This window comes from Mycolicibacterium vulneris, assembly GCF_002104765.1.
GTDB lineage: Bacteria > Actinomycetota > Actinomycetes > Mycobacteriales > Mycobacteriaceae > Mycobacterium > Mycobacterium vulneris.
This window is the reverse complement of the sequence record NZ_NCXM01000008.1, coordinates 126,389-152,463: the sequence shown is the minus strand read 5'-3', so window position 1 is coordinate 152,463 and position 26,075 is coordinate 126,389. Positions and strand designations below refer to the sequence as shown.

Here is a 26,075-nt window from a genome sequence, read left to right as displayed (position 1 = left end):
GCGATTGCAAGGAGACTTTCATGACCGTCATGGCAGCTACCGAATATCTGGCCCGCTCCTCGACGCTGACCAGCGTCGGCTGGATCGGCTACATCATCATCGGCGGTCTGGCAGGCGCGATCGCCAGCCGGATCATCAGGGGCAGCGGTGCCGGCATCCTGATGGACATCGTCATCGGAATTGTCGGCGCGCTGATCGGCGGCTTCATCCTGAGCTTCTTCGTCAACACCGCGGGTGGTGGCATTATCTTCACCTTCTTCACGGCGCTGCTCGGAGCCCTCCTTCTGCTTTGGGTCGTCGGAATGGTGCGCAGGAGGACGTAACCGGCTTAACCCGTTGCGGCCGTGGTGGTTAGCGGCATGATGGATTGATGCCTCCACCGGTGACCACCACGGCAATGCGCGCTTGGCGCGTGCGTCGGCCCGGGCCGATGAACACCAGCCCGCTGGAGCAGGTCACCGCCGAGGTGCCACACCCCGGCCCCTCCGAACTGCTGGTGGCGGTGCGCGCCTGCGGCGTCTGCCGCACCGACCTGCACGTCACCGAAGGCGACCTGCCCGTGCACCGTGACCGGGTCATTCCCGGTCACGAGGTGGTCGGCGAGGTCATCAAGATGGGTGAGCAGGCCGGCGATGAGTTCCGGGTGGGGGACCGGGTGGGCATCGCCTGGCTGCGCCACACCTGCGGCGTGTGCGATTACTGCCGCCGCGGCGACGAGAACCTCTGCCCCGATTCCCGCTACACCGGCTGGGACGCCGACGGCGGCTACGCCGAATTCGCCACGGTCCCGGCCGCTTTCGCCCACCCCTTGCCGAGCGGCTACAGCGACAGCGAACTGGCCCCCTTGTTGTGTGCGGGCATCATCGGCTACCGCTCGCTACAGCGCGCCGAGCTGCCGCCCGGTGGCCGGCTTGGCCTCTACGGCTTCGGCGGCAGCGCGCACATCACGGCGCAGGTGGCGCTGGCGCAAGGCGCCGAGGTGCATGTGATGACTCGCGGATCCGAGGCGCAGGAACTGGCGTTGAAACTCGGCGCGGCGTCGGCGCAGGGCGCGGCCGACCCGCCCCCGGTGCCGCTGGATGCCGCGATTTTGTTTGCCCCGGTGGGCGATCTGGTGCTGCCCGCGCTGGAAGCGCTGGACCGCGGCGGCACCCTGGCGATCGCCGGGATTCACCTGTCCGACATCCCGCCCCTGAACTACCAGCGTCACCTGTTCCAGGAACGCCAGGTCCGATCGGTCACGTCCAACACGCGGGCGGACGCGCGGGCCTTCCTGGACTTCGCGGGTAAGCACCACATCGAGGTGACGACGCCGGAATATCCGCTCGGGCAAGCGGATCGGGCGCTGGCGGATCTGAGTGCGGGCCGCATCGCCGGTGCGGCGGTGCTGCTGGTCTGATCCGGCATCAGGTGGACAGGTGCCACACCAGCGCGGCGGCGAGCGCGCCGAGCCCGTTCAATGACCAGTGCAACGCGATGGGTGCGATCAAGCTGCCGCTGCGCCGGCGCAGCCAGCTGAAAACGAATCCGGCGGCCCCGGTCGCCAGCACGGCCCCGGTCACCCCGGCCATCATGCCCACGATTCCGCCGCCGAACAGCCGGGTGAAGCCGACGTTGCTGCTGGTCAGCCCGAGCGACGTGGCGACATGCCACAGCCCGAACAGCAGCGAACCCGCGAGCGCGACGCCGCGAAAGCCCCAGGCCCGGTTGAGCGCGCCGTGCAGGACGCCCCGGAAAGCCAGCTCCTCGGGGATGACGGTCTGCAGCGGGATGACGACCATCGAGGCGATCATCGCCCCGGAGATCGTGGCGTAGCGGTTGTTCATGAACAGCGGCCGGGTCTCCGGCAGCAGCACACCCAGCGCGATCACCGACGCGACGATCACCACGGCGGCCAGCGCATAACCCATGCCCGGCTTCCAGTGCTCGCGGCCCAGGCCGAGGTCCGCCCAGCCCAGGCCCCGCCAACGCATCAAAATGACCAGCCCGACGGCCGCGGCCGGGACGGTGGCGATGCTCGCCCACGGGGTGGTGAAGTGCGCGATCAGGTTGGTCAGCACCAGCACCACGACGACGACGGCAATGTCGAGGTGGATCCGGAATCGGTGCAGCGCCGAGAGCTGGGCCACCGCGGGGCGAATGTCGGCTGTCCCGGTGGCGTCAAGCATCCGATCAGTTTACCGGCGCCGGTGGGACCGACCGGGTTACTCGCGTCACTCGGCCGTCCAGTCCGACTCCCAGTTCCAGCCGGCGATCTTCGGGTCGTCCTCGCCGTACTCGCGGGTGTACATCCGCGCGGCGAGGCGGGCGTCGACCATCCGCTGGCGCAGCATGGCGGCGCGACTGGCCAGCCCGTCCACTCGGTCGATGACGTCCATGACCAGGTGGAAGCGGTCCAGGTCGTTCAGCATCACCATGTCGAATGGCGTTGTCGTGGTGCCGCGCTCCTTGAAGCCGCGCACATGCAGGTGGGCGTGGTTGGTGCGGCTGTAGGTGAGCCGGTGGATCAGCCAGGGATAGCCGTGGTAGGCGAAGATGACCGGCTTGTCGCGGGTGAACAGCGCGTCGAACTCGCGGTCCGGCAGCCCGTGCGGGTGCTCGGAATCCGGCTGCAGCCGCATCAGGTCGACGATGTTGATCACCCGGACGCCCAGCTCCGGCAGCTCGCGGCGCAGGATGTCGGCGGCGGCCAGCGTCTCCAGCGTGGGGATGTCGCCGGCGCAGGCCAGCACCACGTCGGGCTCCTCGGTGGCCGTGCTCGCCCACGGCCAGATGCCCAGGCCGCGGGTGCAGTGCGCGATGGCCTCGTCCATGTCGAGGTAGGCCAGCGCGGGCTGCTTGCCGGCGACGATGACGTTGATGTAGTCCCGGCTGCGCAGGCAATGATCGGCCACCGAAAGCAGCGTGTTGCCGTCCGGCGGCAGGTAGACGCGGGTCAGCTCCGGTCGCTTGTTGGCGACGAGGTCGATGAAGCCGGGGTCCTGATGGGACGCGCCGTTGTGGTCCTGACGCCAGACGTGCGAGCTGAGCAGATAGTTGAGCGACGCGATCGGCCGGCGCCACGGCAATTCCCGGCTGGTCGCAAGCCATTTCGCGTGCTGATTGAGCATCGAGTCGACGATGTGCACGAACGCTTCGTAGCAGTTGAACAGCCCATGCCGCCCGGTCAGCAGATAGCCCTCCAGCCAGCCCTGGCACAGGTGCTCGGAGAGCACCTCCATCACGCGGCCGTCGGGCGCCAAATGCTCGTCGTCGGGTTCGACCTCCGAGAGCCACACCTTGTCGGTCGACCCGAAGACGGCGTCGAGCCGATTGGAGGCCGTCTCGTCGGGTCCCATCAGCCGGAACCGGTCCCGATTGCGGGCGATCACGTCGCGCAGGAAGGTGCCCAGCACCCGGGTGGCCTCGTGCGTGGCCGCCGCCGGCCGCTCGACAGGCACGGCGTAGTCGCGAAAGTCCGGCAGGTCCAGATCGTGCAGCAACAGCCCGCCGTTGGCGTGCGGGTTGGCGCTCATCCGCCGATCACCTTTGGGGGCCAGCGCCCGCAATTCGTCACGCAGCCTGCCGTTGTCGTCGAAAAGCTGCTCGGGCGCATAACTGCGCAGCCAGTCCTCCAGCTGGGCGCGGTGCTCGGGATTGTCGTGCGTCTCGGACAGCGGCACCTGATGCGAGCGCCAGGTGCCCTCGACCTTCTTGCCGTCCACCACCTTGGGTCCGGTCCAGCCCTTGGGCGTGCGCAGCACGATCATCGGCCACACCGGTCGCTGCGCCTCACCGCCGCCGCGGGCCGCGCTCTGGATGGCCGCGATGTCGTCGAAGGCATCGTCGAGCGCGGCGGCCAGTTGCCGGTGCACGTCCGCCGGGTCGTCGCCGGCGACCGTGATCGGCCGGTAGCCGTAGCCGCGCAACAACGATTCCAGCTCGTCGTGCGGGATGCGGGCCAGCACCGTCGGGTTGGCGATCTTGTAGCCGTTGAGCGCCAGGATCGGCAGCACGGCGCCGTCGGTCACCGGGTTGAGGAATTTGTTGGAGTGCCAGCTGGCGGCCAGCGGTCCGGTTTCGGCCTCGCCGTCGCCGACGACGCAGGCCACCACCAGGTAAGGGTTGTCCAGGGCCGCGCCGTAGGCGTGCACCAGCGCATAGCCGAGCTCACCGCCCTCGTGGATGGATCCCGGCGTCTGCGCCGCGACGTGGCTGGGGATGCCGCCGGGGAAGGAGAACTGCCGGAACAGCTTGCGCAGCCCTTCGGCGTCCTCCTCGATGCCGGTGTACACCTCGCTGTAGGTGCCTTCCAGGTAGGCGTTGGCGACCAGCCCGGGGCCGCCGTGACCCGGCCCGGTCACGTAGATGACGTCGGCGTCGCGGTTGCGGATTATCCGGTTCAGGTGGGCGTAGACGAGGTTGAGCCCGGGCGTCGTGCCCCAGTGCCCCAGCAACCGCGGTTTGACGTGCTCGGTGGCCAGCGGCTCGGTGAGCAGCGGGTTGTCCAGGAGGTAGATCTGCCCGACCGACAGATAATTGGCGGCGCGCCAGTACTTGTCGAGCAGAGCGAGTTCGTCGTCGGAGAGCGGAGATTCGGTGGGCGCGGAGGTTCGGGTGTCTAGGCTCACCCGCCTGATTGTCCGCGCCTTCGGTGAACAATGCTCGTGCGCGATTACTCTTCGCCGCGGGCGCGGGCCTCGTACGCGCGGCGCTTGGCGACGTCGACGTCGTCGGTGAAGACGTGATCACCGCCCAGCATCCGGTTGAGCGCCTCGGCGATTCGGCGCGGCCAGATTTTCTGGGACACCACCATTGCGCCCGCCGCCTTGGTGATCCGCACCCGCGGCTTGGGGTGGGCCACCAGGTTGACGATCGCGTCGGCGATCTCGGTGGGTTCGGCATTGCGGAACCCCTTCATGCCGGGAGTTCCGGCGACCAACTCGGTGTTGACGAACGTCGGCAACACCAGCGAGAACTTCACGCCGGCGTCGTGGTACTCCAGCCGGGCCGAGTCGGTGAATCCGATCACCGCGTGCTTGCTGGCGCAGTAGGTGGCCAGCCCGACAATGTTGAGTTCGCCGGCCAGCGAGGCGACGTTGATGACGTGCCCCTTGCCGCGCGGCGCCATGCGCCGGGCGGCCAGTTTGCTGCCGACGATCACGCCGTAGACGTTGATGTCCAGGATCCGCCGGGTGACCGCGTCCGGCTCGTCGACGATCTTGCCGACGGGCATGATGCCGGCGTTGTTGATCAGCACGTCGATCGGGCCGAGCCGGCGCTCGACCTCGTCCAGGAAATCGGCGAACGAGTGTGGATCGGTGACGTCGAGCTTCCCGTAGACGTCGAGGCCCAGGTCGGCGCCCGACTCCTTCACCCGCACCTCGTCGACGTCGCCAATGGCGACCTTGGCGCCTAGATTGTGCAGCGCGGTGGCGGTGGCCAGCCCGATGCCCCGGGCGCCTCCGGTGATCACGACGACCTTGCCGCGGACCTTGCCTTGGAGCTTCAGGCCAATCGAATCCGTGTCTGCCATTCCGGCCCCCTCCAGTTTCTTGACGGGTGTCAACTAGACAACGGGCTAAGCACAGCACTCGAAGTCGCCCGGCGCAACAATCCCCGGTGACCGGCGCCTGCCGGCTCAGCTCAGGGCGAACCAGACCAGGCTGGCGCCACCGGCCAGGGCGCAGTAGATCGCGAACGGCGTCAGCGTGCGGGTCTCGAAATACCGTGTCAGAAAACGCACCGCGAGATAGGCGCACACGAAGGAGGCGACGCTGCCGGCCAGCACCTGACCGCCGATTCCGGCGCCGAGCGGCCCGAAGAGTTCCGGGATCTTGTACACGCCCGCCGCCAGGATGATCGGGGTCGCAAGCAAAAAGGAGAACCGGGCGGCGTCTTCGTGCGACAAGCCGCGCCACAGTCCGGCCACGATGGTGATCCCCGAACGGCTGATGCCGGGCAGCAACGCGAGGATTTGCGCCGCACCGATCACCACGCCGCGGGGCAGGGGGAGTTGGGCGAGCCGGTGGTCGGAGGCCTCGTCGCCGTGTTCGGGTTCCCCGCCGGCCATCGCGGCCCCATCCGGTGCGGGCGCGATGCGCCGGCGCAGCACCTCGCCCGCATACAGGGCGATGCCGTTCAGCAACAGGAAGGCCGCCGCGGGGACGGGCTTGCCGAGTGTGGTGCGGAACAGCTGTTCCAGCAAGAGGCCGGCCAGGCCCACCGGGATGGTGCCCGCCACGATCAGCCAGGCGAGCCGTTCGTCGGGCGTCTGAATCCGCCGATGGCGCAGCGAGGTGAAGAACCCCGTCAGGATGCGCACCCAGTCGCGCCAGAAAAACACCAGCAGGGCGGCGGCGGTGGCCACATGCAGGCCCACGATGAACGCGAGGTACGGCGACTTGGGGGCGGACACGCTGAGGTCTTGGGCCCATCGCCCGCCGACCAGCGCCGGCACCAGCACCGCGTGCCCCAGGCTGGAGACCGGGAACAGCTCGGTGACGCCTTGGAACGCGCCGACCACCACGGCCTCCACGTAGCTCAGGTGCGCGGTCATAGTGATGCCTCCATGAGACGACGGACAGGGTCGGGCGGATCGGCCTGTGACGATAGCCGACGCCGACCGTCGGCTGAACCTTGCGCCGCAGCCGACGGCACGCCCGCCGAATCAGCTTGCCCGCCCGGCACTTTGGCCGCCTCGGTGGACGATCGCTACCGGGAACGCCCGCCGCGCAGCGGCCTGACCAGGCAGGTACGGTGTCCAGATGGCCGACGGGTTGCTCGATGCCGTGCGCGTCCTCGACTTGTCGAGCGGCGTCGCGGACGCGGTCACCCGACTGTTCGCCGACCTGGGCGCCGACGTCCTCAAGGTGGAACCGCCGGGCAGTTGTCTGGGACGCGATGCGCTGCCCACGCTGCGCGGAGTCAGTATTCCGTTCGCGGTGCACAACGCGAACAAGCGCAGCGCGGTGCTCGACCCGTTCGACGACGACGACTGCGACCGCTTCCTGGACCTGGCCGCCGAGGCCGACATCGTCGTGGACACCGGCGCCGACGAACGCGGAGCCATGTTCGGGACCTCGGGCGAGGAGCTGGCGGGCCGCTACCCGCACCTGGTGGTGCTGTCGATCACCGACTTCGGTGCGACGGGTCCGCGGTCGTCCTGGCGTGCCACCGATCCGGTGTTGTACGCGATGTGTGGCGCGTTGTCGCGCTCCGGTCCCACCACCGGCACCCCCGTGCTGCCGCCAGACGGTATCGCGTCGGCGACCGCCGCAGTTCAGGCCGCGTGGGCCGCGCTCGCGGCATATTACAATCGATTACGCTGCGGCACAGGCGATTACATCGACTTCTCCTGGTTCGACGCCGTCGTCATGGCCCTCGATCCCGCCTTCGGCGCGCACGGTCAGGCCGCCGCCGGGGTCCGTCGCAGCGGGCGGTGGCGGGGGCGGCCGAAGAACCAGGACGCCTACCCGATCTACCCGTGCCAGGACGGATACGTCCGGCTGTGCGTGATGGCGCCGCGGCAGTGGCGGGGCCTGCGGCGCTGGCTGGGGGAACCGGAGGAGTTCCAGGACCCGAAATACGACGCGATCGGTGCGCGGTTCGCGGCCTGGCCGCAGATCAGCGAGCTGATTCGGGAGTTGTTCGCCGGGCAGACCAGGAAGGATCTGGTGGCCGCCGGCCAGGCGAACGGGGTGCCGATCGCCGCGGTGCTGACGCCCGCACAGATCCTGGGGTCCGAACACTTTCAGGCGGTGGGCGCCATCACCGACGCCGAACTCGTCCCCGGCGTGCGCACCAGCGTGCCGACCGGATATTTCGTCGTCGACGGCAGGCGCGCGGGTTTTCGCACGCCGGTGCCGGCCGCGGGCCACGACGAACCGTATTGGCGGGGCAATCCGTCGGTGGTGCCGTCGTCCTCGGGCCGACTCGGCGACTATCCCTTTGCCGGGCTGCGGATCCTCGATCTGGGCATCATCGTCGCCGGTGGTGAGCTGAGCCGGTTGTTCGCCGACCTCGGTGCCGATGTCATCAAGGTCGAAAGCGTCGATTACCCGGATGGATTGCGGCAGGCCCGGGTCGGCGACGCCATGAGTGAGTCGTTCGCCTGGACGCATCGCAACAACCGGGGACTGGGACTGGACCTGCGCAGCGCCGAGGGCAAGAAGATCTTCGGCCGCCTGGTGGCCGAGGCCGACGCGGTGTTCGCCAACTTCAAGCCGGGAACCCTTACGGCACTGGGCTTTTCCTACGATCAGCTGCGCGCCGTCAACCCGCGGATCGTGCTGGCCGAAAGCAGCGCGTTCGGCGACACGGGTCCGTGGAGCGCCCGATTGGGCTACGGCCCGCTGGTCCGCGCCACCACCGGGGTCACCCGGCTTTGGACGTCCGACGGCGCGCAGGGCGAGGCCGACACGGGCAGGCACGGGTTTTACGACGCGACGACGGTCTTTCCCGACCACGTGGTGGGGCGGGTCACGGCGATCGGCGCGCTGGCCGCGCTGATCCACCGCAACCGGGCCGGCCGGGGAGCACACGTGCACATCTCGCAGGCCGAAGTCGTGGTCAACCAGCTCGACACGCTGTATGTCACCCAGGCCGCGCTGGCCGCGGGTGTCGCGCAGATCCGCGAGGACACTTGCCTGCATGCGGTCTACCCCTGCGCGGGCGACGACGAATGGTGCGTCATCTCGATCCGTTCTGACGACGAATGGCGCCGCGCCGCTTGGGTATTCGACCATGCCGGGTGGGCCGACGATCCGCGCTTCGCCACCGGCGAGGCGCGGCTGAACCATCGCGACGAGCTGGTGGAGCTGGTCTCCGGCTGGACCCGCACGCGCACGCCGCTGCGGGCGGCCGAGCTGCTGCAGTCGGCCGGGGTGCCCGCCGGCCCGATGAACCGCCCGCCGGACGTGCTCGAGGACCCACAGCTGATCGCGCGAAACGTATACAGCCCCATGACGCATCCGCTGATCGACAGCCCGTTGCCGGCCGAGACGGGCCCGGCGCCCTACCGCCACATCCCGGCGGCCCGGCAGGCCCCGGCGCCGCTGCCCGGCCAGGACAACGTCGAGATCTGCCGAAGCGTGCTGGGAATGAACCCCGCGGACATCCAGCGGCTGATCGACGACGGCGTCCTGTCCGTCCCGCCCGACGACGCGGATCCATAGCCACGCTAAATTCGTTCCCATGAGCGTCGACCCCAGGACCCCGGTGTTGATCGGCTTCGGCCAGGTCAACCATCGCGACGAGCTCGATCCGGAAACCCGCTCGGTCGAGCCGATGGACCTGATGGTGGCCGCGGCCCGGCAGGCCGCCGATGCCGCGGTGATCGAGGCCGTCGATTCGATCCGCATCGTGAATATCCTGTCGGCCCAGTACCGCGACCCGGGCCTGTTGCTCGGCCAGCGAATCGGCGCGTCCGATTTCCGCACGCTGTACAGCCCCGTCGGCGGCAACGTGCCGCAGTCGCTGGTCAACCAGGCCTGCCTGGATATCCAGCGCGGCCACGCCAAGGTCGTGCTGCTGGCCGGCGCCGAAACCTGGCGCACCAGGCGGGGACTGCGGGCCAAGGGCGGCAAGCTGGTGTGGACCGAGCAGGACCACTCGGTCCCGATGGCCGAGATCAGCGGTGACGACGTCGCGATGGCCGGTGAGGCCGAGATCAGAATCTCCCTCGACCGGCCAGCCTACGTCTACCCGATGTTTGAGGAGGCGCTTCGGATTGCGAACGGCGAGTCGATCGACGATCACCTCAAACGCATCGGGGCGCTGTGGGCACGGTTCAACGCCGTGGCGGTGGACAACCCGAACGCCTGGATCCGCAAACCGTCGACCGCCGACGACATCAGCCAGGCGGGCCCGCAGAACCGCATGATCAGTTGGCCCTACACCAAGCTGATGAACTCGAACAACATGGTCGACCAGGGCGCGGCCCTGGTCCTGACGTCGGTCGGGGAGGCGACCCGGCTGAAGATCCCGGCCGAGCGCTGGGTGTACCCGCACGCGGGCACCGACGCCCACGACACCGCGTCCATCGCCGAGCGCCACGAACTGCACCGGTCGACAGCGATCCGGATCGCCGGTGCGCGGGCGCTGGAGCTGGCCGGCCTTGGCATCGACGACATCGATTACGTCGACCTGTACTCGTGCTTTCCCTCCGCGGTTCAGGTGGCCGCGGCCGAGCTCGGGTTGAGCACCGACGATCCCGCCCGGCCGCTGACGGTCACCGGTGGGCTGACGTTCGCGGGCGGACCGTGGAGCAACTACGTGATGCATTCGATTGCCACCATGGCGGAGTTGCTGGTTGCCAATCCGGGCCGCCGCGGCCTGATCACCGCCAACGGCGGCTACCTGACCAAACACAGCTTCGGGGTTTACAGCACCGAGCCGCCGGCCGAATTCCGTTGGGAAGACACGCAACCGGCCGTCGATCGGAAGCCGACGACTGACGCTGTGGTGGAGTGGGAAGGCGTCGGCACGGTCGAGGCCTGGACGACGCCGTTCGACCGCGACGGCCAGCCCGAGAAGGCCTTTCTGGCCGTGCGTACGGCCGACGGGTCGCGCGCGCTGGCCGTGGTCACCGATCGCGCCGCGGCGCAGGCATCGGTGCGTGAAGATATCGGTGGCGCCAAGGTTGCCGTCGCCGCGGACGGCAGCGCGACGCTGCGGTAGTCCTGGCGTACGGCATCACGGCAGGTCACCGAACCGTTACCGGCCAAACGGTCGCGTAGCCCGTGCCTACCTGCCTATTGTTGAGTGCTGAGGGTTGGGGGAGGTGAGCCCAGGTGCACATCCTGGTTACCGACGCCACCGGCGCACTCGGGCGGCTGGTCGCTGGGCAGCTGATCGCTGCCGGGCACATGGTCACCGGCATTGCTGAGCTTCCCCATCCGTGCCTGGACCGCAACGTCGAGTTCGTTTGCGCTCCGCTACGCGACCGGGTCCTGCGGGAGCTGGCCGACGAGGCGGACGCGGTGATCCACCTGGCTCCCATCGACCCGTCCGTTTCCGGCAGCGCGGACATGGACGGCCTCGCGCGGGTGACCGATGCGGCCGCCCGCGCCGGCTCCCGGCTGCTGTTCGTGTCGCAGGCCGCCGGCCGGCCCGAGCTGTACCGGCTGGCCGAGGACCTGGTGTCCTCGAGCTGGGGCCCCACGGTGATCGTCCGCATCGCACCACCCGTCGGTCGCCAGCTCGACTGGATGGTGTGCCGTACCGTGGCCACCCTGCTGCGCGCCAAGGTCTCGGCCCAGCCCATGCGCGTGCTGCACCTCGACGACCTGACGCGTTTTCTGGTGCTGGCGCTCAACACCGACCGCACCGGTGTGGTGGATCTCGCCAGCCCGGACACCGTCAATCTGATCACTGCGTGGCGGGTGTTGCGAGCCACCGATCCGCGGTCCCGGCTGCACCGGGTGCGCAGCTGGTCGCAACTGATTCCGGAAATGAATGCTTCGGCGGCGCAAGAGGATTGGTCGTTCAAGTTCGGCTGGCACGCGCTCGACGCGGTCGCCGACACCGCGCGGGGACTCGTGGGCCGCCGACTCGATGGCGCCGGCGCGATCAACCACGGCGGACGGCTCGCGCTCCCGGTCGAGGTGCTGGCACACTCCCGGCGGCCGGCCGACGACGCGCACAGCGCGGCACCGGAAGGCATCGAGGGTGAGTTCGACGACCAGATCGATCCGCGATTCCCGGTCTTCAGCAGCTCCGCCCTCAACCAGGCGCTGCCCGGACCGCTCACACCGATAACGCTCGACGTCCAGCTGAGCGGGCTGCGCGCCGCGAGCCGAGTGCTGGGTCAGGCGCTTGCGCTGGGCGACGCGGTCGGCGAGGAGTGGGGCAGTAGGGCCATCGCGGTGTTCGGCCACCGCCCCTACGTCGGGGTCTCCGTCAACCTGGTCGCCGCCACCCAGTTGCCCGGTTGGGACCACGAGGCCGTCGCCCGCGACGCCCTGGTCGGCCGGCCCCATGTCGGGGACCCACTGCCGTTCGGTGAGCCGGCCTTGGCGAGCGGAGCGCTCGGCTCGGTCGCCAAGGCGGTGGCCGCGGGACGCTCGGTGGCCCTGCTGCGCCATCTGCGGGCCGACACCCGCGCCTACGGCGCCGCGGCGACCGCGGAGCACCTCGATGCCGGCCAACTCGCGCTGCTGCCGGAGGCGGCACTGGAAGTTCGCCTCCGGCTGTTGCGCGACCGCATCCATCAAGGCTGGATCCTCAACGCGCTGTGGCTGATCGACGCCGGCGTAAGCGCCGCGACGCCGGTACGCAGCCAGCCGCACCGCAGCGTGCCGGGGATGGGCATGATCACCGACAGTGGCCTCGTCGCCGCGGAGATCGCCGGGTTGGCGGCCGCACTGCGGGCCGACCCGCCGTTGTGTGCGCTGGCCCAGGAGGGCAACCTCGCGAGCATTCGCGCGTTGTCGCCGAAGACCGCGGCCGTCGTGGATGCCGCCGTCGCGCGGATCGGGCACCGCGGCCCGGGCGAGGCCGAGCTGGCCAGCGCGACGTTCGCCGACGACCCGACGATGTTGCTCATCGCCGCCGCTGCCGCTGCCGCAGTGCCAGCACCGTCGCCGACGCCGGGCGAGCGTCCCGCCGGTGCCCGCGGCTCCCGGGAGCTGGCCCATGACACCACGATGCGGTTCACCCACGAACTCCGAATGACGCTGCGCGCCTTGAGTTCCCTGCGAGTCGAGGCCGATCTGATCGACGATGTCGACGACGTGTACTACCTGACCTGCAACGAATTGGTCACCCTGCCCGGCGATGCGCGACTGCGAATCAAGCGCCGCCGCACCGAGCGGGAACGGTTGCAGGTGCAGTGCCCACCCGACGTCATCGACGGGGCCTGGGTCCCGTTGCCGCCCAGCGCTGACGGCCCCGACCCCGAGCGCACCGCCGGCTGACGGTCAGCCGAGCAGGTCGGCCAGCGGCGACTGCGGATCGCGCAATTTGTCTACGTTGACCGGGGTTTGGGCCCGGATCAGAGCTTTGACGTCGTCGAGCACGTCCCAGACATTGACGTTCATTCCGGCCAGTACCCGGTCGTCGCCGTCGAGCCAGAACGCCACGAACTCGCGGCCGGCGACGTCGCCGCGGAAGACCACCCGCTCGAATTCTGGGGCGTACCCGGCGTATTCCATGCCGAGGTCGTATTGGTCGGTGAAGAAATATGGTAGCTCCTCGTATTCGCCCGGCGTGCCCAGCATTCCGGCCACCGCGACCGCGGGCTGCTTGAGCGCGTTGGCCCAGTGCTCGGTGCGGATCCGGGTGCCGAAGAGCGGGTGTTGGGCCGCGGCGATGTCGCCGACGGCATAGATGTCTGGGTCGCTGGTACGCAACGAGGCATCGACGAGCACCCCGCCGTCGCCCATGGACAGCCCGGTCTGTTCGGCGAGTTCGGTGTTCGGCTTGGCGCCGACGGCCACCAGCACGGCGTCGGCCGTGATCGTCGCCCCGTCGCGGGTCCGCAAGCCGGTCGCCGCTCCGTCTGCCCGGGTAATCTCCTCGACCTGGGTCTCGAGCCGCAGATCCACACCGTGCGCGCGATGCAGGGTGGCGAACACTTCGCCGACGGTTTCGCCCAGCGCGGCCAGCAGCGGTTGGCTGGCCGCCTCGACCACGGTGACGTCGACGCCGCGCTGGCGCGCGGCGGCGGCCACTTCCAGCCCGATCCATCCGGCGCCCACGACGGCCAGCGACGCACCCTCGGTCAGAACGGAATTCAATGCCACCGCCTCATCATAGGTGCGTAGGTAATGGATGCCGCTGGCATCCGAGCCCGGTATCGGGGGACGCCGCGACGCCGAGCCGGTCGCCAGCAGCAGCTTGTCGTAACCCACGATGGTGCCGTCGGCAAGACGCACGGTGTGGCCGGCGGCGTCCAGCTCCGACACCCGGGTGCTGAGCCGCAAGTCGACATTGTTGTCCCGGTACCAGTCGGAGTTCTGCACGGTGAAATCCGTCAACGACTTCTTACCGGCCAGATACTCCTTCGACAGCGGGGGCCGCTCGTAGGGTAGATGCTCCTCTTCGGCGAACACCTTGATGTGACCATCAAAGTTGTTGTCGCGCAGTGCTTCTACGGCTTTGGCCGCCGCGAGTCCACCGCCGACGATCACGAAGCTGGTCGGGCTGGCCATGATGGGCGCTCCCTTCTTTCGAAGGATTCCAGCCTACTCGCGAGCGCTCAACCCAAAAGGTCGCGCAAGGCCAGCGCGTTGCGGACGGCATGCCCGCCCAGGTCATTGTTGAAATACATCCACACGTCTATCCCGTCGCCGTCCCATTGGGCGATGCGATCGGCCCAGCGCCGTAGGTCTTCGTCGGAATAGGAGCCGGCATAGTTGGCGTCTGGATCCGGGCCGTGCATCCGGATGTACACCAGGTCGGTCGTCGCCCGGGGGATGCAGTCCAGTCCGAGGCCGCTCATCACCACGTAGGCGGCGCGTCGGCGTTCCAATAACTCGAACACGGCGGGGTCATTCCACGACCGGTGACGCAATTCGACGGCGACGCGGATCGATTCGGGCACGCGGGCCAGGAACGAATCCAGGCGCGCGTCGTCGCGCTGCTGCGCGGGGTGTAACTGCACGAGCAGCACCCCGTGCCGATCACCCAGCAGATTCCAACAACGCTCGAAGCGCTCGATCCACGGCTCGGGTGAGGCCAGCCGGCGGTAGTGCGTCAGGCCGCGGTGCGCCTTGACCGACATGGTGAAACCCTCCGGCAACTGCTGGCGCCAGCCGGTGAAGGTCGAATCCTGGGGCCACCGGTAGAAACTCGCGTTGAGTTCGACGGTGTCGAACACCTCGACGTAGCGGGCGAGCCGGCGTCCCGACGGCGTTCCGGTCGGGTACAGCACGTTCACCCAGTGGTTGTACGACCACCCCGAGGTACCGATGCGTATGGTCACGGGCCGCTCAGCCGGTCACCCGCTGACGCACATCGTCGTCCAGCGACGCCCTGACCAACGCGGCGGCCAACCGCGCATTATCGTGTGGTGCAAGCGATCCCAGTTGCTTCGGCTCGGCGGGTAAGCCGAGTTGCTTGGCGGTGCCGGTGGCGCGGTCGTCGAAGTACGGCCGCACCCACGTCCACACGTCCTGAACTTCGCGAAGGTAGATGTCGGCACCGGTGTCGCCGATCCCCTTGAATTGCTTGAGCATTCGCTTGGCCGCGACGGGGTCGTGCTTGCTGCGCTCGGCCAGCCGCCGCAGATCACCGGAGTAGTCCTCACGGACGCGCTCGGCCATATCGGCCAGCCGGGTCGCCGAGCTCTCGTCGTAACGCACGTAGTGCGCGCGTCCGAACGCGGCGATCATGGTCTGCCGGTCTGCCTGCTGTACGGCTTCGGGTGTCCGCAGGCCGGCTTTGAACAGTTCACGCGCGGCGGCCATGGCAATGCCCGCATCGATCGGCTTGCTGGCCAGGATGCACAGCACCAGCAGCTGGAACAGCGGCATCGGCTTGTCGCTCATCGTGATACATGCCTGCGCGGCATAGGTCGTGCCGGCAACGTCGAGCAGTCGTCGCACCCGCTTGTCCATACGCACTCACGTACCCGCGCCCTGCGGGAACAAACGGGACCCGCTATTTGGGCGGCAGGCTCCGTGCGTAACCGACTCCGCGGGTGACCCAACTCTCAAGCTGGCGTTTGGTTTGCACGCCGTCGGCCGCAACGCGCAACCAGCCGCGGGCTTCCCGCCCGGCCATCACCATCGGGCTGACGTGCGCACGCTCGACGAGCTTGTCGGTGTCCTCCGGCGGCACCCGCACCAGCAGCCCGCCCTGCCCGCTGACGGCCACCGACATGTTGCCGTTGATCAGAAACGCCAGACCGCCGAACATGCGCTTTTCCTCGACGCCCGATTCGGTGCCCACCAGTTCGCGGATCCGATTGGCCAGGTCTTCGTCGTAGGCCATGTGACGACCCTAATGCGGACCGACACGGGTGGCCGCGTCAGTCCAGATCGACGCGAATTGTCAGCAGGTCGCTGCCCATCAGGCGCACCACCGCGCTGTTCAGTCGCGGCAGGTTGCCCAGTCGCTGCATGGCGTCGTCGTCGGGCAGCAGGTGCGCGGTGCCGTTGCGCCACCGACCGCCGACCCGGACGCGGACCGCGGGATTGGCTTTGATGTTGCGGACGTAGTCCGAGTGCTCGCCGTGCTCGGAGACCATCCAGAACTGGTTGTCCACGACGCGCCCGCCCACCGCGGTGCGCCGGGGCTGTCCGCTCTTGCGGCCGGTGGTTTCCAGCATGGTCATGGGCAACTGACGACCCACCGGGTTGACCACCAGCCGCTGAACGCGATGGACGACTTTCCGTTTCAGATTCGCGAAGTCACTCATACGTTGCGATTCTGCCGCAACGGGAACGGCCGCCGCATCGGCGGCGGCCGTTCTCGTTGTGCGATTTATGCCGCGTAGGCGACGAATTGGCCACCGGGCAGGAAAACGCCCCACGGGTTTACGTCCGGGTGAAATACGACCGGGTAGTCGCCCGGTTGGCCGGGCGGCATCCAGCGCTGCCCGGGCGGAAGCGGCGTGCCCGGCCCGTCGCAGTTCGCACCCGGCCTACCGACGCAACCCGGAATCGGGGGAGGCCGAAACCTCTCGGCCTTCCCCGGTGCGTCGCGTCAGCAACGGCTGAACATCCGGCGTCTCAGGCGGCCACCGTCGCGGCCTGCGCCGCCGGTTCCAGTGCCTGCGCCACGATCTCGGCGACGTCGGTCATAGGGCGCACGTCCAGCGTGTCGAGCACCTCGGCCGGCACATCATCCAGGTCGGGCTCGTTGCGCGCCGGGATGAAAACCGTTGACAGCCCGGCACGTTGGGCCGCCAGCAGCTTCTGCTTGACGCCACCGATGGGCAGCACCCGGCCGTTCAGCGTGACCTCGCCGGTCATCCCGACGTCGGAGCGAACCTGCCGTCCGGTCGCCATCGACACCAGCGCGGTGACCATGGTGACACCGGCCGACGGACCATCCTTGGGTACCGCACCCGCGGGCACGTGCACGTGGATGCGCCGGTCCAGCGCCTTGGGGTCGACACCCAGCTCGGCCGCGTGGGAACGCACGTAGGAGAGCGCAATCTGCGCCGACTCCTTCATCACGTCGCCCAGCTGACCGGTCAGCTGCAGACCCGGCTCACCGTCGGTGGCGCCGGCCTCAATGTAGAGCACGTCGCCGCCCAGGCCCGTCACGGCCAGGCCGGTGGCCACGCCCGGCACCGCCGTGCGTTCGGCGGATTCCGGCATGAACCGCGGACGACCCAGGTAGTCAACGAGATCCGGCTCGTCGATGGACAGCGGCGTCGGGTCCCGTTGCGGTTTGGAGGCCAGCTTGGTGGTCGCCTTGCGCAGCGCCTTGGCCAACAGCCGCTCGAACTGCCGCACCCCCGGCTCGCGCGTGTAGTCGGCGGCGATCTTGCGCAGCGCTTCGTCGGTCACCGCGACCTCGTCCTCGGTCAGCGCCGCGCGCTCCCGCTGCCGGGGCAGCAGGTAGTCACGCGCGATGGCGACCTTGTCGTCCTCCGTATAGCCGTCGATCTGGACCAGTTCCATGCGGTCCAGCAGCGCCGACGGGATGTTCTCGATCACGTTGGCGGTGGCCAGGAACACCACGTCGGACAGATCCAGGTCCAGATCCAGGTAGTGATCCCGGAAGGTGTGGTTCTGAGCCGGGTCCAGCACCTCGAGCAAAGCCGCGCTCGGGTCGCCGCGGTAGTCGGAGCCGACCTTGTCGATTTCGTCCAGCAGCACAACGGGATTCATCGATCCCGCCTCGCCGATCGCGCGCACGATGCGGCCTGGCAGCGCGCCGACGTAGGTGCGCCGGTGCCCGCGGATCTCGGCCTCGTCGCGCACACCGCCCAGGGCGACCCGAACGAACTTGCGGCCCAACGCCCGGGCGACGCTCTCGCCCAGCGACGTTTTACCGACACCGGGAGGGCCGGCCAGCACCATTACTGCGCCGGAGCCGCGGCCGCCGACCACCTGCAGCCCGCGCTGCGCGCGACGCGCACGCACGGCCAGGTATTCGACGATGCGGTCCTTGACGTCGTCCAGCCCGTGGTGGTCGGCATCCAGGATCTCGCGCGCGGCCTCCAGGTCCGTCGAGTCCTCGCTCTTGACGTTCCAAGGCAGGTCGAGCACGGTGTCCAGCCAGGTGCGGATCCAGCCGCTTTCGGGGCTCTGATCGCTGGACCGTTCCAGCTTGCCGACCTCGCGCACCGCGGCCTCCCGCACCTTCTCGGGCAGGTCGGCGGCCTCCACGCGGGCCCGGTAGTCGTCGGGCCCGTCGGGCTCACCCTCGCCGAGTTCCTTGCGGATGGCGGCCAGTTGCTGGCGCAGCAGGAATTCCTTCTGCGTCTTCTCCATGCCCTCGCGCACGTCCTCGGCGATCTTGTCGTTGACCTCGACCTCCGCCAAGTGCGAGCTGGTCCAATCGATCAGCACGCGCAACCGCTCGGCGACATCGACTGTCTCCAGCAGCTGCCGCTTCTGCGCGTTGGTCAGGTAGGACGCGTAACCCGAGGTGTCCGCCAGCGCGGACGGGTCGGTCAGCCTGTTGACGTAGTCGATGATCTCCCAGGCCTCGCGCCGTTGCAGCATGGCCAGCAGCAGCTTCTTGTACTCCGCCGTCATGGCCTTGATCTCGTCGGTCGTCTCGGCCTCGGGGACCTCGGTCACCTCGACCCACAGCGCCGCGCCGGGTCCGGACGCGCCCGCCCCGATCTGGGCCCTGCGCTCGCCGCGCACAACGGCCGCGGTGCCGCCGCCGGCGATGCGTCCGACCTGCAGGATCTTGGCGATCACGCCGTGCGAGGGATAGCGGTCCTCGAGCCGGGGGGCGATCAGTAGCTGCCCCGATTCGCTTGCCTGAGCTGCGTCGATCGCCGCGCGGGCGGCGTCGTCCAGCGCGATCGGCACCACCATTCCGGGCAGCACGATGGTGTCGGTGACAAACAGCACCGGCAGCGACTTGGCTTCAGCCATCAAATCCTCCAAAAGTTGAGTCTGATGGACTAAACCCAGCTGGGCGCCGGTTTGTTCCCGAGACATTTGGCGGGGGTGACGGGGAGGACGGCTGCGCGTGCTGGTGAACCACGACAGAGACCTGATGAGAGCTGTCGCCGGTGGGCATGCGGTGCGAAAATGAGGGATGCCGAATAGGCGTACGCCGCCGCGCCCCGAGGGTGCGCAAACCAACGAGGAGGAGTGGGCGCACTTCTTCGAACTATTCGGCCACGCCAAGATTCGGCGCGGGATTCGGCTCATGTCGAAGCTGCCATCCGCCCCGCGGTGCGAGGCCTGCGGCAACCCGTTCGCGGGCGTCGGCGGCTGGCTGATGAGGCGGATGGACAAGAGCCCGTCGCGCAAGAATCCGCGGTGGTGCAAGGTGTGTTTCGAGGCGGCGCCCCAGGGCGGCATGACCCTGACCATCGGGGTGCTCTTCGCCGATGTCCGCAACTCCACCGCCCTTGCCGAGAGGCTGCCACCGGACGAGATGGCCGAACGCCTCAATCGCTTCTACTCCGAGCTCACGCAGGTGATCGTCCAGCACGGGATCGTCGACAAGCTCATCGGTGACGAAGTGATGGGCCTCTACCTTCCGCCCCTCACGCGCGACGGTCGGTACGTCGATGCCATGGTGAGTGACGCTTTCGCGATTGCACGCACGCAAAGTCGCGGCTCACCCAAGGGCCCACGGCTCGAGGTGGGCATCGGCTTGGACGTCGGTCCCGCGTACGTCGGGATCGTCGGCGAGGGCGAGATCCGCGACTTCACCGCAATCGGTGACGTCGTGAACACCGCGTCGCGGCTCCAAAGCGTTGCGGCCGGGGGCGAGATCGTCATGCCGGAGAGCGTCGCGCGCATCGCTGCCGTCGACGGGGGCGAGGTCGTCACGCTCGACCTCAAGGGCAAAGCCGAACCCGTAACGGCGCGCCGGATCACCGTCGCGAGCTAGCGGCGTTACGCTCGCGCCATTCGTGTCGGCCAAGGACTCCCGCGATTCGTGAAAAACGTTGGCAGCCGGCCGAAGTCGTTCCGCGACCAATGAGCCGCGATACGGCGGCGTCAGGTCGCCCAATCGAGGGGGCCCAGCCGCTTCAGTTGCGTGACGTGCTGGGGCGTCAGCTCCTCCAGACAGGTGACGCCGAGTAGTGCCATGGTCCGCAGAATCCCGCTCGCAAGGATGTCGATCGCGCGACCCACCCCCGCCTCGCCGCCGGCCATCAGGCCGTACAGGTAGGCACGCCCGACTAGCGTGCAGCGGGCCCCCAGCGCGATCGCGGCGACGATGTCGGCGCCGGACATGATGCCGGTGTCGACCAGGATCTCGGTGTGTTTGCCGAGTTCGCGCGCGACCGTGGGCAGCAGGTGAAAGGGGACCGGGGCCCGGTCCAGTTGGCGCCCGCCATGATTGGACAACACGATGCCGTCGACGCCGCGGTCGACGACGGCGCGCGCATCCTCGAGTGTCTGAATGCCTTTCACGACGAACTTGCCGGGCCACTGCGCCTTGATCCACTCCAGGTCGTCGAAGGTGAGGCTGGGATCGAACATGGTGCTGAGGTATTCGGCAACCGTGCCCGGCCAGCGATCCAGCGAGGCGAACGCCAGCGGCTCGGTGGTCAGCAGATCGAACCACCATTTCGGGTGCGGCAGGACGTCGAGCGCGGTGCGCAGCGTCAGCGTCGGCGGGATCGTCATGCCGTTGCGGTTATCGCGCAGCCGCGCACCGGAGACGGGAACGTCGACGGTGGCCAGCAGTGTGTCGAATCCCGCGGCGGCGGCGCGCTTCACCAGCTCCATCGAGCGCTCGCGATCGCGCCACATATAGAGCTGGAACCACTTTCGGCCCTGCGGGGCGGCGGTGACCAGATCTTCGATCGCGCAGGTGCCCAGCGTGGACAGGGAAAACGGGATGCCCGCCCGGGCCGCCGCTTGCGCGCCGGCGATCTCGCCCTCGGTGTGCATCAAGCGGGTGAAACCGGTGGGCGCGATCGCGAATGGCAACACGACCGGTTGGCCCAGGACGTTCCAGCCGGCGGTGACTTGGGAGACGTCGCGCAGGATTGTCGGATGAAATTCGATGTCGCGGAACGCTTGTCGCGCACGTTGGATGGACAGCTCGTACTCGGCGGCGCCGTCGGTGTAGTCGAACGCCGCCTTGGGGGTGCGGCGTTTGGCGATGGCCCGCAGATCTTCGATGGTGTAGGCGGCGTCGAGGCGGCGCCTGGTCGCGTTGAGACGGGGCCGCTTGAATTGCAGCAGCGGCGCCAGGTCGCGCACTTTGGGCACTCGTCGTTGCACTGCCTCCCGTCGTTTGAATTCCATAATGTGCAACCGTAGTCATATGGAATCGGCAGGCGACCCCTTCGATCTGAAACGTTTTGTGGACGCACAGGAGCCGGTGTACGGCGACGTCGTTGACGAGCTGCGGGCCGGCCGGAAACGCAGTCACTGGATGTGGTTCGTCTTCCCGCAACTGCGCGGGCTGGGCGGCAGCGCCATGGCTGCCCGGTTCGGCATCGCCTCGCTCGAGGAAGCCGGCGCATACCTGCGCCATGAGCTGCTGGGGCCGCGGTTGCGCGAGTGCTCCCGGCTGGTCACCGCGGTACATGGACGCTCGATCGGCCAGATTTTCGGCTCGCCGGACGACCTCAAACTGTGCTCGTCGATGACGCTGTTCGCCCGCGCCACCGACGACAACCAGGACTTCGTCGCGGTGCTCGACAAGTATTTCGACGCCCAACAGGACCGGCTAACCCTGGAGCGGCTGCCAAAACCCTGAAACCGGGCCCTAGGCCGGGCTCAGGATCCGCCAGCCCCGGGCCTCGACTACGACGGTGTCGACGACGTCGGGCGGTGGTGCCGCCGATCCGCCGATCACCCGCGCGCGGGCCGTACCCAACTTCGGCAACGAAACGCGCAGCGGCGCGTCGTCGATGTTGAGCACCACCAACAGCGCATCATCGCCGTTGCGGGTCTCGTACACGTAGTGCCGGTTTTCCAGCAACCGTGCGGTGGTGGACGCCGCGTGCAGCCAGGGGTAGCGGCGACGCAACCCGATCAGATACTGGTGCAACCGCCAAGTATCGACGCCGAAGTCATCCAGTTGCATTGGGGGAGAACCGAACTCGGGGCGCACCGCGTCGTCGCCGCCGTACCGTTCTTCCTTGACACCCCGGAAGCCGAGCTCGTCGCCGGCGTACACGCTGGGCACACCGCCGATGGTCAACAGCAGCACCAGCGCGTGGGCGACGTGCTCGGTGGTGTCCAGCCGGCTGACGATGCGGGTGACGTCGTGGTTGCCGATGAACGTCAGCGGCGAGAAGCCGGTCAGAAAGTCGTTGTGGCGCTGTAGCGCCCAATCGAGTTCGAAGAAGTTGCCGTCGTTGAGGCTGCTCCAGATCGCCTTCCACAGCTCGTATTGCGTGGCCGAGTCGAAGGTGGCGGCCTGCACGACGGCGGCGTAGTCGCCGTGGATGAGTTCGCCGACGAACCAGGCGTCCGGGTAGCGCTCGCGCACCCGCGGCAGCGTCGAGGCCCAGAAGTGTTGCGGCACGGCGTAAGCCGCATCGAGTCGCCAGCCGTCGGCGCCGCGCCCCAACCAGTGCCCCATCACGTCGACGGTGTAGTCGGCGACCTCGGGGTTGTCGTGGTTGAGGGTGATCAGCCCGGAGTGGCCCTCGAAGGTGTGGAAGCGGCCGGGACGCCCGCGAAACCAGCGCGCGGCCGCGTCGTCGTCGGCCGCCGCGCGATAGCGTGCGAAGTCCTCCCCGACGTGATTGAACACGCCGTCGAGCAACACGCGCAGGCCGCGGCGATGCGCCTCGGCCACCAGCTGGTCGAAGTCGGCGTCATCACCCAGCCGGGGATCGATGCGGTAGTGGTCGGTGGTGTCGTAACCGTGTGTGCGCGAGGCGAAGATGGGTCCCAGCGCGATGCCGGACGCGCCGAGTTCGACGGCATGGTCCAACCAGTCGACGAGCCGCCGCAACCGGTGTTCCTCCGATTGCGGCGGCTCGTTTGACTGCGGTGCGGGGAATGCTCCCACGAACCCCAGGGGGTAGACCTGCCACCAGATGGCGTGCCGGACCCAGGCGGGTCCCGTCACGGCACTGGACACGGCGGCGCGATCAGCCGGCGGTCGCCAGCGTCTGGGAGGCGATGATCGCTTGTGCCACGCCGGAAACGATCGCCGCGGCCTTCAACGCCTCCTGGATGGTTTCCCGGCTGACACCGGCTTCGCGCAGCGTGTGCTCGTGGGCGGCCACGCAATCCGGGCATCCGTTGATCGACGACACCGCGAACGACCACAGTTCAAAATTCACCTTCTCCACGCCGGGGTTGGCGATGATGTTCATCCGCAATCCCGCGCGCAGGTCGTCGTACTTGCCGTCCAGGAAGCCGCGGCCACGGTAGAACACGTTGTTCATGCCCATGATCGAGGCGGCTCCCAGCGCCGCGTTGTATGCCTCGGCGGACAGGATATCGGCCGCCTCAACCCCAATCTCGGTGAGGACCTGCGTGTTCCGGGTCGCTGCGGCGCTGGCCAGCAACGTGCCCCACAGTTGCTCCTCGTTGAGCTCGGTGGTGCGGGTGATCGAGCCCAGGTTGAGCTTGAGATCCTTGGCGTACTCCGGTAGCGCTTCTTTGAGGTTTTCTACGCTCATCTCGCCTCCTAATCCGACCTTATGCGATGAGGTGAGAATCAGGCCGACTGCTTGAGCAGCTCGGTGGCGTCCAGCGTCGGGTCACCCTTGCGCCAGTTGCAGGCGCACAGTTCGTCGGACTGCAGGGCGTCCAGTACGCGCAGCACCTCTTCGACGTTGCGGCCCACGGAACCCGCGGTGACCGAAACGAACTGGATCTCGTTGTTCGGGTCGACGAGGAAGGTCGCCCGGTCGGCCACGCCCTCGGCGTTGAGCACACCGGTGCCCAGGCTGAGCTCCCGCTTGATGTCCGAGAGCATCGGGAAGGGCAGCTTCTTCAGGTCCTCGTGCTGCGCGCGCCAATTGAAGTGCACGAACTCGCTGTCGATCGAGACGCCCAGAACCTGCGCGTCGCGGTCTTCGAATTCGTCGTTGAGCTTGCCGAACGCGGCAATCTCGGTCGGGCACACGAAGGTGAAGTCCTTCGGCCAGAAGAACACCACGCGCCACTTACCGGCGTGGTCCTCGTTGGTAATGGTGGTGAAGTAGTCCCCAGGCTGCTTGGCGTCGACCTTGGTCAGATCGCCCGCGATCAACGCAGTGAGCTCGTAGGCGGGGAACTGGTCGCCGATGGTCAGCAGAGGCATGTCGCTCCTTGTTTGGATTTACTCAAGATTAGCTTTCCTCCACTATGTTGCCGCGTACCCTAGTTGAAGTAAAGGTGATATTTCCCACTAGACTTATAGGTATGTCCGATAAGAGTTATCAGCCCACTATCGCCGGCCTGCGCGCGTTCGTCGCGGTCGCCGAGAAACGCCAATTCAGCAGCGCTGCAACGTCTCTCGGTGTGAGCCAGTCGACGTTGTCGCAGGCGCTGGCGGCGCTGGAAGCGGGCCTGGGCACCCAGCTGGTTGAGCGCTCAACCCGGCGTGTCTTGTTGACAACGGAGGGCGCCCAGTTGCTGCCGCGCGCCCAGGCCGTCGTCGAGGCGGCGGACGCATTCAGCGCCGCCGCCGCGGGCTCGTCGGACCCGCTGCGGGCCGGCATTCGGCTGGGGTTGATACCCACGGTGGCGCCCTATGTGCTGCCGACCGTGCTGGCCGGCGTCGCCGAGGAGCTGCCGGGGCTCACGCTGCGGGTGACCGAAGACCAGACCGAGCGGCTGTTGGCGGTGTTGCGGGAGGGCGCGTTGGACGCGGCCCTGATCGCCCTGCCCGCCGAGGGCGCCGGCGTCACCGCGATCCCGATCTACGACGAGGATTTTGTGCTCGCCCTCCCGCCGGGCCATCCGCTGGCGGGCAAGCGCCGGGTGCCGGCCACCGCACTGGCCGACCTGCCGCTGCTGCTGCTGGATGAGGGGCACTGCCTGCGCGATCAGGCACTCGACGTCTGCCACAAGGCGGGTGTGCGCGCGGAGCTGGCCAACACCCGGGCCGCGTCACTGGCGACCGCCGTGCAATGCGTGACCGGCGGCCTGGGCGTCACGCTCATTCCCCAGAGCGCGGTGCCGGTCGAGGCGTCCCGAAGCCGCCTGGGCCTCGCACGGTTCGCCGCACCGCGCCCGGGCCGGCGGATCGGTTTGGTTTTCCGCTCGTCGAGCGGGCGCGACGAGACCTATCGCCAGCTGGCCGGGCTCATCGGCACGTTGATCAGCGGCCAGCACCAGGTGCGGCTGGTCAAATAGCCGGCCGGCGACTGTAAGTTCTGCGTATGGAGAAGGTCATCGCCGTGCTGATGCGGGCCGACCCGGATGACGCGTGGTGCGCCCGGCAACGGGGTCATATCGCCGATGCGCTGCTGCAACTGGGCGTCGTCGGGCTACAGATGAACGTTCGCGACAGCACCGTGCGTCACTCGCTGATGACATTGACACCCCTGGCCCCGCCGGTGGCCGCGGTGGTGAGCATGTGGACCCAGCAGTGCTACGGCGACCAGATGACGGCGGCATTCAAATTCCTGGCCCAGGAATGTGAGCAGCTGGCCGCCTACCTGGTGACCGAGTCGGTCCCGCTGAGTGCGCCCGCCGTCGAACCCGGTTCTCGCACACCGGGTTTGGCCAACATCGCACTGCTGCGCCGGCCCGCCGACATGGACCAGGCAACCTGGCTGAACCGTTGGCAACGCGACCACACCTCGGTGGCCATCGAAACGCAGTCGACGTTCGGCTACACCCAGAATTGGGTGGTGCGGGCGCTCACGCCGGATGCGCCGGGAATCGCCGGCATCGTCGAGGAGTTGTTCCCGATCGAGGCCATCACCGACCTCCACGCGTTCTTCGGAGCCGCCGATGATAAGGACTTACAGGACCGGCTGGGCCGGATGGTCGCCAGCACAACCGCATTCGGTGCCAACGAGAACATCGACACGGTGCCGACCAGCCGCTACGTGTTCGAGACACCGTTCCGGGATTGAGGACCAC

General features: G+C 68.2%; 23 protein-coding genes. 9 read left to right on the top strand and 14 right to left on the bottom strand.

Annotation, left to right across the window (positions count from 1 at the left end; translation table 11 throughout):
• Positions 1–20: 20 nt before the first annotated feature.
• Positions 21–323, top strand: a complete 303-nt coding sequence (locus B8W69_RS10035) for a GlsB/YeaQ/YmgE family stress response membrane protein (RefSeq protein ID WP_085289675.1) — start codon at positions 21–23, stop codon at positions 321–323.
• 47 nt (positions 324–370) lie between these two features.
• Positions 371–1,399 (top strand): zinc-binding alcohol dehydrogenase family protein, encoded by a 1,029-nt coding sequence (locus B8W69_RS10030; protein ID WP_085289674.1) that lies wholly within the window; start codon positions 371–373, stop codon positions 1,397–1,399.
• Between the two features lie 7 nt (positions 1,400–1,406).
• On the opposite strand, the gene B8W69_RS10025 is transcribed toward B8W69_RS10030, so the two are convergent.
• The 4 genes from B8W69_RS10025 to B8W69_RS10010 all read right to left on the bottom strand — a co-directional run bounded on the left by B8W69_RS10025 (position 1,407) and on the right by B8W69_RS10010 (position 6,538).
• Positions 1,407–2,168 carry a CPBP family intramembrane glutamic endopeptidase gene (locus tag B8W69_RS10025; RefSeq protein WP_085289673.1) on the bottom strand — a complete coding sequence of 254 codons (762 nt, stop codon included), beginning with the start codon at positions 2,166–2,168 and terminating at the stop codon, positions 1,407–1,409.
• A 45-nt stretch (positions 2,169–2,213) separates the two neighbouring features.
• Positions 2,214–4,610, bottom strand: a complete 2,397-nt coding sequence (locus tag B8W69_RS10020; protein WP_085289672.1) for a phosphoketolase family protein — start codon at positions 4,608–4,610, stop codon at positions 2,214–2,216.
• A gap of 44 nt (positions 4,611–4,654) precedes the next feature.
• Entirely contained in the window at positions 4,655–5,515 is an 861-nt protein-coding gene (locus B8W69_RS10015; protein WP_085289671.1) for an SDR family oxidoreductase, read from the bottom strand.
• A gap of 105 nt (positions 5,516–5,620) precedes the next feature.
• On the bottom strand, positions 5,621–6,538 hold the full coding sequence (locus B8W69_RS10010; RefSeq protein WP_085289670.1) for an undecaprenyl-diphosphate phosphatase: 918 nt from the start codon (positions 6,536–6,538) through the stop codon (positions 5,621–5,623).
• 208 nt (positions 6,539–6,746) lie between these two features.
• Between B8W69_RS10010 and B8W69_RS10005 the strand changes: the two genes are divergently transcribed.
• The 3 genes from B8W69_RS10005 (at position 6,747) to B8W69_RS09995 (ending at position 12,896) form a co-directional block, all read left to right on the top strand.
• On the top strand, positions 6,747–9,155 hold the full coding sequence (locus B8W69_RS10005) for a CaiB/BaiF CoA-transferase family protein (protein WP_085289669.1): 2,409 nt from the start codon (positions 6,747–6,749) through the stop codon (positions 9,153–9,155).
• A gap of 19 nt (positions 9,156–9,174) precedes the next feature.
• Complete coding sequence (locus tag B8W69_RS10000; protein ID WP_085289668.1) at positions 9,175–10,659, top strand: acetyl-CoA acetyltransferase; 1,485 nt, start codon at positions 9,175–9,177, stop codon at positions 10,657–10,659.
• A gap of 113 nt (positions 10,660–10,772) precedes the next feature.
• Positions 10,773–12,896, top strand: coding sequence for an NAD-dependent epimerase/dehydratase family protein (locus B8W69_RS09995; RefSeq protein WP_085289667.1), 2,124 nt, complete (start codon positions 10,773–10,775; stop codon positions 12,894–12,896).
• A gap of 3 nt (positions 12,897–12,899) precedes the next feature.
• On the opposite strand, the gene B8W69_RS09990 is transcribed toward B8W69_RS09995, so the two are convergent.
• From B8W69_RS09990 to lon, 6 genes are all read right to left on the bottom strand, one after another.
• Positions 12,900–14,132 carry an NAD(P)/FAD-dependent oxidoreductase gene (locus tag B8W69_RS09990; RefSeq protein WP_085289666.1) on the bottom strand — a complete coding sequence of 411 codons (1,233 nt, stop codon included), beginning with the start codon at positions 14,130–14,132 and terminating at the stop codon, positions 12,900–12,902.
• 47 nt (positions 14,133–14,179) lie between these two features.
• Complete coding sequence (locus B8W69_RS09985; RefSeq protein ID WP_085289665.1) at positions 14,180–14,905, bottom strand: DUF72 domain-containing protein; 726 nt, start codon at positions 14,903–14,905, stop codon at positions 14,180–14,182.
• 7 nt (positions 14,906–14,912) lie between these two features.
• Positions 14,913–15,539, bottom strand: a complete 627-nt coding sequence (locus B8W69_RS09980; protein ID WP_085289664.1) for a Rossmann-fold NAD(P)-binding domain-containing protein — start codon at positions 15,537–15,539, stop codon at positions 14,913–14,915.
• Positions 15,540–15,582: 43 nt separating this feature from the next.
• The gene (locus tag B8W69_RS09975) at positions 15,583–15,915 is read right to left on the bottom strand and encodes a TfoX/Sxy family protein (RefSeq protein WP_085289663.1); all 333 of its coding nucleotides are present in this window, start codon (positions 15,913–15,915) and stop codon (positions 15,583–15,585) included.
• Positions 15,916–15,952: 37 nt separating this feature from the next.
• Positions 15,953–16,342 carry a nitroreductase family deazaflavin-dependent oxidoreductase gene (locus tag B8W69_RS09970; protein WP_085289662.1) on the bottom strand — a complete coding sequence of 130 codons (390 nt, stop codon included), beginning with the start codon at positions 16,340–16,342 and terminating at the stop codon, positions 15,953–15,955.
• A gap of 313 nt (positions 16,343–16,655) precedes the next feature.
• On the bottom strand, positions 16,656–18,989 hold the full coding sequence (lon, locus tag B8W69_RS09960) for an endopeptidase La (RefSeq protein WP_181447363.1): 2,334 nt from the start codon (positions 18,987–18,989) through the stop codon (positions 16,656–16,658).
• Between the two features lie 166 nt (positions 18,990–19,155).
• On the opposite strand from lon, the gene B8W69_RS09955 reads away from it, so the two are divergent.
• Positions 19,156–19,962: an adenylate/guanylate cyclase domain-containing protein gene (locus tag B8W69_RS09955; protein ID WP_085289659.1), complete on the top strand. Its 807-nt coding sequence runs from the start codon at positions 19,156–19,158 to the stop codon at positions 19,960–19,962.
• Between the two features lie 110 nt (positions 19,963–20,072).
• Here B8W69_RS09955 and B8W69_RS09950 read toward each other — a convergent pair whose 3' ends face one another.
• Entirely contained in the window at positions 20,073–21,335 is a 1,263-nt protein-coding gene (locus B8W69_RS09950) for an alpha-hydroxy acid oxidase (RefSeq protein WP_085289658.1), read from the bottom strand.
• Positions 21,336–21,354: 19 nt separating this feature from the next.
• Between B8W69_RS09950 and B8W69_RS09945 the strand changes: the two genes are divergently transcribed.
• Positions 21,355–21,792: a DUF1810 domain-containing protein gene (locus tag B8W69_RS09945; RefSeq protein WP_085289657.1), complete on the top strand. Its 438-nt coding sequence runs from the start codon at positions 21,355–21,357 to the stop codon at positions 21,790–21,792.
• 9 nt (positions 21,793–21,801) lie between these two features.
• Here the strand turns inward: B8W69_RS09945 and B8W69_RS09940 are convergent, their stop codons facing one another.
• The 3 genes from B8W69_RS09940 to B8W69_RS09930 are packed head-to-tail and all read right to left on the bottom strand — an operon-like array spanning position 21,802 to position 24,303.
• Positions 21,802–23,130 (bottom strand): alpha-amylase family protein, encoded by a 1,329-nt coding sequence (locus tag B8W69_RS09940; RefSeq protein ID WP_085289656.1) that lies wholly within the window; start codon positions 23,128–23,130, stop codon positions 21,802–21,804.
• A 10-nt stretch (positions 23,131–23,140) separates the two neighbouring features.
• Complete coding sequence (locus tag B8W69_RS09935) at positions 23,141–23,677, bottom strand: alkyl hydroperoxide reductase (protein WP_085289655.1); 537 nt, start codon at positions 23,675–23,677, stop codon at positions 23,141–23,143.
• Between the two features lie 38 nt (positions 23,678–23,715).
• A complete protein-coding gene (locus B8W69_RS09930) occupies positions 23,716–24,303 on the bottom strand; it encodes a peroxiredoxin (protein WP_085289654.1) in 588 nt (195 codons plus the stop codon).
• Between the two features lie 101 nt (positions 24,304–24,404).
• Here B8W69_RS09930 and B8W69_RS09925 point away from each other — a divergent pair, with 101 nt between their 5' ends.
• Positions 24,405–25,340 (top strand): hydrogen peroxide-inducible genes activator, encoded by a 936-nt coding sequence (locus B8W69_RS09925; RefSeq protein ID WP_085289653.1) that lies wholly within the window; start codon positions 24,405–24,407, stop codon positions 25,338–25,340.
• Positions 25,341–25,366: 26 nt separating this feature from the next.
• Positions 25,367–26,068 carry an EthD domain-containing protein gene (locus B8W69_RS09920; RefSeq protein ID WP_085289652.1) on the top strand — a complete coding sequence of 234 codons (702 nt, stop codon included), beginning with the start codon at positions 25,367–25,369 and terminating at the stop codon, positions 26,066–26,068.
• Positions 26,069–26,075 lie beyond the last annotated feature (7 nt).